General features: G+C 49.2%; 1 rRNA gene. It reads right to left on the bottom strand.

Going from position 1 to position 297, the window contains the following annotated elements:
- Window positions 1-101: ribosomal RNA gene (gene rrf, locus QMX93_RS30875) — 5S ribosomal RNA — on the bottom strand; the annotation flags it as partial.
- Window positions 102-297: the final 196 nt, after the last annotated feature.

Below are 297 nucleotides of genomic sequence, written 5' to 3'. Positions count from 1 at the left end.
ACTCTCACATGGGGAAACCCCACACTACCATCGGCGATGCATCGTTTCACTGCTGAGTTCGGGATGGGATCAGGTGGTTCCAACGCTCTATGGTCGTCAAGAAATTCGGGTACTGAGTCGTGGCCAGATGGCCTCGCTTCAGCAAATTGGGTATGTGATAGCTTTCGGTGTTTGTGAACATCGAACTTTCGGTTCGTTTCGTCTTCACACACCGCAATCTGATGCTCTCTCGAGTAGTCAAATTGCTTGGGTGTTATATGGTCAAGCCTCACGGGCAATTAGTATTGGTTAGCTCAA

Source organism: Pseudomonas sp. PS01303, assembly GCF_029959385.1.
GTDB lineage: Bacteria > Pseudomonadota > Gammaproteobacteria > Pseudomonadales > Pseudomonadaceae > Aquipseudomonas > Aquipseudomonas rustica.
Note: the sequence above shows the minus strand (reverse complement) of the source record. Positions and strands in the feature narration are given on the sequence as shown.